Annotated in this window: 5 protein-coding genes and 1 pseudogene; 3 read left to right on the top strand and 3 right to left on the bottom strand. The window is 59.4% G+C overall.

What is annotated here, in order from left to right:
- Positions 1–697 precede the first annotated feature (697 nt).
- Positions 698–1,534 (top strand): HD domain-containing protein, encoded by an 837-nt coding sequence (locus QZ213_RS23300; protein WP_291688438.1) that lies wholly within the window; start codon positions 698–700, stop codon positions 1,532–1,534.
- Positions 1,535–1,700: 166 nt separating this feature from the next.
- On the opposite strand, the gene QZ213_RS23305 is transcribed toward QZ213_RS23300, so the two are convergent.
- Entirely contained in the window at positions 1,701–2,015 is a 315-nt protein-coding gene (locus QZ213_RS23305; RefSeq protein ID WP_291688439.1) for a hypothetical protein, read from the bottom strand.
- A gap of 381 nt (positions 2,016–2,396) precedes the next feature.
- On the opposite strand from QZ213_RS23305, the pseudogene QZ213_RS23310 reads away from it, so the two are divergent.
- Together QZ213_RS23310 and QZ213_RS23315 are read left to right on the top strand one after the other, a co-directional pair.
- Positions 2,397–2,638: pseudogene (locus QZ213_RS23310) on the top strand (PilZ domain-containing protein).
- A gap of 162 nt (positions 2,639–2,800) precedes the next feature.
- Positions 2,801–3,271, top strand: a complete 471-nt coding sequence (locus QZ213_RS23315; protein ID WP_291688440.1) for a hypothetical protein — start codon at positions 2,801–2,803, stop codon at positions 3,269–3,271.
- A 300-nt stretch (positions 3,272–3,571) separates the two neighbouring features.
- Here QZ213_RS23315 and QZ213_RS23320 read toward each other — a convergent pair whose 3' ends face one another.
- Positions 3,572–4,384: a class I SAM-dependent methyltransferase gene (locus tag QZ213_RS23320; RefSeq protein WP_291688441.1), complete on the bottom strand. Its 813-nt coding sequence runs from the start codon at positions 4,382–4,384 to the stop codon at positions 3,572–3,574.
- Positions 4,385–4,556: 172 nt separating this feature from the next.
- Positions 4,557–5,639, bottom strand: coding sequence for an alpha/beta fold hydrolase (locus tag QZ213_RS23325; RefSeq protein WP_291688442.1), 1,083 nt, complete (start codon positions 5,637–5,639; stop codon positions 4,557–4,559).
- Positions 5,640–5,909: the final 270 nt, after the last annotated feature.

The raw sequence follows: 5,909 nt of genomic DNA on the forward strand, positions 1-5,909 counted from the left end.
CGCGTTCGTGACGATCGCGATACGCCCCTCGAGTGGGGTGGACGGCGGGGACTAGGAAGCTGATTTGCATGAAACGAAAAGGGGAAAAATTTTTGAAAAAAGGGCTGGACACGCATCTTGCAAAACAACCCGACGGGCAAACCAGTCGGCCTGTTTCGCAGTGTGCGGCTTGTCGCTTTCCCGGCGATGCAAATTTCGTGAGGAGACGCTTGGGTCACCGCGCTTTAATGGTTCCTGCGCGCGCTATTCCATTACCGCGTCGGCTCGCGCGACCAGTGCAGGCGGTATGGTGAGGCCGAGAGCCCTCGCGGTCTCGAGGTTGGGCAAAAGCTCGACCTTCGTCGACTGCTGCACTGGCAGGTCGCCAAATGGTGCCAAGACTTCCCGCCGCCGCATGACCCCCTCCCGATGCCAGACAAGCAGTCTAACCGCAAACCCACCGTTGAAAACGGCTAATAGCACCGGCCGATGTCGCATAGGGTCAAAAACGGACTCGGTGACAGCAGCTCTTGTCGCCAGACGACATTGGCCAGGACTGATGCGGTGCAGTCGCACTGCAATATGAATCCGTATTTTTCCCGGGCGTTGCATTCGGCATTTGGTCAGCGAAGCCGAGATGCGCTATGCTGGCGGCCGGCTCGCTCGGAAGTGAGGTCGGAAGTCGGCGCGACAAGATGACGGAAGCGGAGCAGCATCGATGATGACGTTACCTGAGCTGGCGACGGATGCCCTGGAAGAGTTTCTCGGCTCCTTCATGCGCCGCCGGTTCGGCTCTTCGCAGACGCCGCTGGTGGAGATCGTGCCGAACGCCGCCCGCCTCGTGCTCGAATGCATCGGAAACAGCGACGCGCTCTACCACAATGTCGAGCACACGCTGCTGGTCACGCTGGCGGGAGTAGATATCCTTCGCGGCCGCGCGTTGCATACCCATCTCAACGCGGACGACTATGCGCATGTCATCATTGCCTGTCTTGCCCACGACATCGGCTATGTCCGCGGCCTGTTCACGGACGACGACGCCGACGGCTATGTGATCGATTCGAAGGGCACCAAGATAACGCTGCCGCGCGGTTCGTCGGACGCCGGCCTGATGAATCACCACGTCGACCGGTCGAAACTTTACGTGATGCAACGGATCGATAGCATTCTTCCGCTCGACAAGCAGCGCATTGCCGATGCCATCGAAGGCACCCGGTTTCCTCCCGAGCCGGGCCAGGAATTCGGTCCGGAGGCCTCGATCGTCCGGGCGGCCGATTTCATCGGCCAGCTTGGAGATCCCAACTACCTCAGGAAAGCCAACGCGCTCTACCAGGAATTCGAGGAGGTCGGCATCAACCGGCAGCTCGGCTATGATTCACCCGCCGACATCGTCAACCGCTATCCGCAATTCTATTGGGACAGCGTGGCGCCGCATATCCAGACCGAAATCCGCTATCTCAACAAGACCTCGAGCGGCCGCCAGTGGATCGCCAACCTCTACAGCAACGTCTTCCGCGCCGAACGCGACATCTCGCTTTCCGGGCCGCAGAGGTAGGCGCGTGGTCGCAGCCCCGTAGCAATCAGTAAAGGTAGGCGGCTGTTTCGGTCCGCTGCAGTTAGTGCGACGCCGCGATGTCAGGCGCCGCCCGGGCGCATCATAAACGCCCGGAGCGGCGTCAGGTATGTAGATCATTCAACGAATTTCATCCGCAATTGAAGCATCAGCACCCCTGGTCGCTCATCTTCGCCGAGGGTTGAGCGCCCTGGGCTTGCTGCGCAGCGGTGGGTTCGCCCTGCTGTTGCCGTTGAGCATCCTGCGACGAAGTGGCTTTGTCTCCTGCCACCCGATTCATCGTTTCGGTCGGCGGGTGCTCACGCTTGTCCGCTGATCCCGTGGTGATCGTTTGTCCCGTGGAGCCCGGCGTCGGGCCGGAACCGGCGTCTTTACCGCCGGTGTTGCAAGGGCCCGCGTTGGCTGTGGCAATGCTCAGGACCATTGCAGCGCAACTTGCGATAATGAGCTGTCTCGTCAACATGTGTCTCTCCTTGGTTCCCATCTTTCGAAAAGCAGCGTCTTCGGCGCCGCATAGTATGGAAACAAAGGTCCACTGCGTAGGTTCCCAACATCAGGTCCAGCGAGCAAATCTCCCCAAACGAACTGGAACCAATGGCTCACTTCCGCCTTGTTTTCACAATCGTGGAGTAACGCTATGCCACTGGCAGAACGTGTCCAACCTCGTCACAATGGCAATGATCCAATCGGCCGGCCGGTCGGGATTGTGACGTGCCCGAACTGTCTGGTGGAAATGCCTCGCCTTTCGGCAAAGCGTTCGGGAGAGGATACTCTGAGCGAAGTTCTCTACCGCTGTCCGCGATGCGAGACGGAAACGCGGCGTTGGGTCAAGCTGTGAAGCGTGATGGCAGACGACCACCGACGCGCACCACGACGCAGGATTCTGAAGGCCGGGTCGATCGCGTTCGGCGGGGGCAGCATCGACTGCACCGTCCGCAACCTCTCGGCGACAGGTGCGGCCCTGGAAGTGGTAACGCCGCTCTTCATCGCGGACCGGTTCACGCTGATTATTCCGACCGAGCAGTTCAAGCGCCGTGCCGCATCGTCTGGCGCAAGGACAGGCGGATCGGAGTGACGTTCGATTAGGAACGTCGGCCGCCTGACGCATTATCACAATAGATCAGATCAAGGCTCCGAGTGGCAACTTTAAGACTACCAACTTGAATTCGAGCAGTAACCACGTTCCATAACGATCTTTCAGTAATTTGCGGCGTTTGCTCTCGTCATTATTTATGGCGAGACATTCCTATGCCAATCGCGCGATACATGGTCTGGGTTGGCACATCGCTTCTGGCACTGCTGTTCGGGGCAAATTGGCTGCTTCCCGAACCTCTGCCGGAGTCAGTGCATGACGCGATCGACAGGCCGGTTATTCGGATAGCTTCGATTCAGCAGTCGCCCGAACGGGTGGTCATTGACACCAATCAGCCCACGATAGTACCGCCACCGGCACTGTTCGAACGCTCGGGATCAGGCAATGCCTCGCCCCTGCAATCGTACGCTTCTGTGAACCCATCACCGGTGGTGGTCGACTCAGCCAGGAAGCGGCCGAAGGCAATCAAACGGCGTGAGGCCAAAGTTGCTTCCTACGAACCTGCCCAGTCGAACACGCTTGCCGCCACGCGCGGCGGCTCGACGACAATCGTACCGTCAGCCAGGCTATCGTTCGCGGATATCATTTCTGGACGGCTGGTGAGAAACCTTTTCAACCTGCATTGACCTCGCGGTAGCGCGAACTGTTTTGGGCAATCGAAATGGCTTTTTGAATCGACCTGACGGCATCGGCGGGATGAAGGACAATATTCCCTGGTAGCTCGCCTCCGGTGCGCGTGAACGAGTTCCGAGCTGGCACGTTTGAGACATGCCGACTGACCTTGGGAATGTACGCTGATCGGGGTAGACCGGAAATCGTTGGTAGCCGGTCAAAACGACGCGAATGACCCGTTACGGATATTGAGCATCGATCAACGCGTCCAAGGTCGTACCGGCCAATTCCGTAGCGAAAAACCATCGGTCCGATCACGCGCGGGCGATGAGGTAGCGGAACTTGTTGCTCAGATGGTACTGACCTGAAGGCTTCAGGTAGGGCGTAATCGAGTTCGCTACCGCCTCACGTGCGCGGTCCATGCCGGAATTTCGGATGGCTCGTTCAGCAGGGCCGGCAGACAGCATTGCACGAAGCGCAATGTCCAGGTTCGGATAGATCCAGGGACATTCAACGTCGACCACTGCTATCGGCGTAAGTCCGGCCTCGGATACCAGCGCTTTCAATTTGGATTCGTCGGACAATGCGAAAGGGCCAGGAGCTCCGGGCGGCGGCGGTGGCATCAACGCACCGAGGGCTTTGAGATGCCCGGCTGCCTCACAGTCCTCCGGCAAGCCCCAGGTTGCGATCACCACAATGCCATCCGGCTGCGTTACGCGGCGTGCCTCGCGCAGAGCGTTGACAGGCGACGCGGCATATTGAAACGCGTTGAAGCCAGTCACGACATCGAAACTTCCATCCGCGTGCGGCAGCGTTTCCATTTCGCCGACACGCAAATTGCGCCCAGGCAGGCGCTGACGCGCTATGTCGATGAACGCGGCCGATGCGTCGATGCCGGCGACGTTGGCAATTGTCTGTGAAAATACCTGCGCGGCAAGGCCAGGACCGCAACCGACATCGAGGCTCGACCGCGATTTCGTAAGTTCCGGCCGGCGCTGCACGCTCTCGTACAACGGAAGGAAGTGGCTTTCCTGCAATTCGGCATAATCGCGCGCTCGAGCACTCCACAGGTCGCCTTGCATTTGCGCGGAGCCGGTGACGTAGGACGATACAATGGTGTCATTCATCGTTGTCTCCTTGGGCGTTGAAATACCGCCGGGTGCTTGGCAAAAATGATTGGTCGTCGGGGGAGAAATGTGTTTGGGATGGCCCAAGCCGTCATGAGACCCTCGGCCCAGGCCTCATCCCAACGTGTTGGAATGTTCTGAAATGCTGGGCCACGAGACCCAGATCGGGCGCCTAGCCCGTTCGCGTTCCCATGCCAGCCTCGCGCGCGCGAACGATGGCTTGGGCCCGGTTGGGGATGTTCAGCTTATCGAAGATGCCATTGATGTGATTGCGAACGGTTTTTGGGCTTACCGATAGTTGGTCTGCGATCGCTGTATTGTCGAGGCCGCGAGCGATCAGTTCGAGGACCTCACGCTCGCGTTGCGTGAGTTCGGCAAACGCCGTCTCCTCGAAAGCGTCGGCCCGGCCTTGACCGTGCACAAAGCGGGCGATCTCGGCCAGGAACTGCTTCCAAGCCGGCTGATGCTCCAACAGGATGTGATTGCGGCTCTCCAACGGAACGAATTCCGCGCCGGCGATCGAGCTGGCCACCATGCGGCCTTCCCCGAACGGTACGCGGGCGTCATTCCGGGCGTGCAATACCAGCGTAGGGCAGCTGACCTTTGGCAACAGGTCGGTGACGTCCATGGCATCAAATCCACGGATCAGTCCCAGTGCGTTCTCTGGGGAGGTCGACATGCGCTGGAGGTCGGTGAACCAGCGGAATTGCTCCGGCGTGCTTTCGGGGATGAACATCGTGGTGTAGACCTGACGAAATGCCGGATTTTCGCGTCCCCAGCCAAGCTCGACAAGCTTAAGCATCATGTTGGCTTCTTCGAGGTCCCGTGCAGATGGGTTGCGCTTCAATCTGCCGCGGGCAAACGCGCCATACAGGACTAGATTGCTGACGCGTTCAGGATGGCGCGCCGCATAGGCAATGGCCAGGCCGCTGCCCTGGCAGCAGCCGAGGAGAATGAAGCGCTTGAATCCTACCGCATCAGCCACCGCCTCGAGATCACGAAGATTGGCATCGAATGACAGGTCCTGAACGGCCCGGTCTGACAGGCCGCAACCTCGGCCGTCGTATCGTGCCATGGTGTAGTTCTTCGCCATCTCGACAAGCCGCGGACGCCAGACGGGACTTTGCCAATCGAATTCGAGATGATTAAGCCAGGTTGCAACCTCTATCATCGCCGGACCTTTGCCCGTCGTGGCGTAGGCGATGCGAACCCCGTCTGAGGCCCTGCAGAAACGGATTTGCGGTGCCTTGAGCATTCCTCAGCTTGCGCTGCAATTCACGCCTTGGCAATCTACGGGTAGGCCACGGCCGATGGATCGGTCGGATTGGCTGGCGGCGATCTCCCCCAGGCAGTATGTCCGTTCCTGATGCTGTGGACGGCTCCTCCACCGGCACATGGGTGCCATGGATGTGGGCGCTGTTAAGGATCCCACGATTCAGAGGAGCGAGCCATGCAGACGATAGCGACAATCGGTTTAGACATCGCCAAGTCGGTTTTCCAGGTTCACGGCGTTGACGCTGGCGGC

The sequence above is a fragment of the Bradyrhizobium sp. genome, assembly GCF_017881085.1.
Taxonomy (GTDB): domain Bacteria; phylum Pseudomonadota; class Alphaproteobacteria; order Rhizobiales; family Xanthobacteraceae; genus Bradyrhizobium.

Excerpts from the sequence above, each read along its gene's own strand:
- QZ213_RS23300 (WP_291688438.1), top strand. The coding sequence starts at position 698 with ATGATGACGTTACCTGAGCTGGCGACGGATGCCCTGGAAGAGTTTCTC.
- QZ213_RS23305 (WP_291688439.1), bottom strand. The coding sequence starts at position 2,015 with ATGTTGACGAGACAGCTCATTATCGCAAGTTGCGCTGCAATGGTCCTG.
- QZ213_RS23315 (WP_291688440.1), top strand. The coding sequence starts at position 2,801 with ATGCCAATCGCGCGATACATGGTCTGGGTTGGCACATCGCTTCTGGCA.
- QZ213_RS23320 (WP_291688441.1), bottom strand. The coding sequence starts at position 4,384 with ATGAATGACACCATTGTATCGTCCTACGTCACCGGCTCCGCGCAAATG.
- QZ213_RS23325 (WP_291688442.1), bottom strand. The coding sequence starts at position 5,639 with ATGCTCAAGGCACCGCAAATCCGTTTCTGCAGGGCCTCAGACGGGGTT.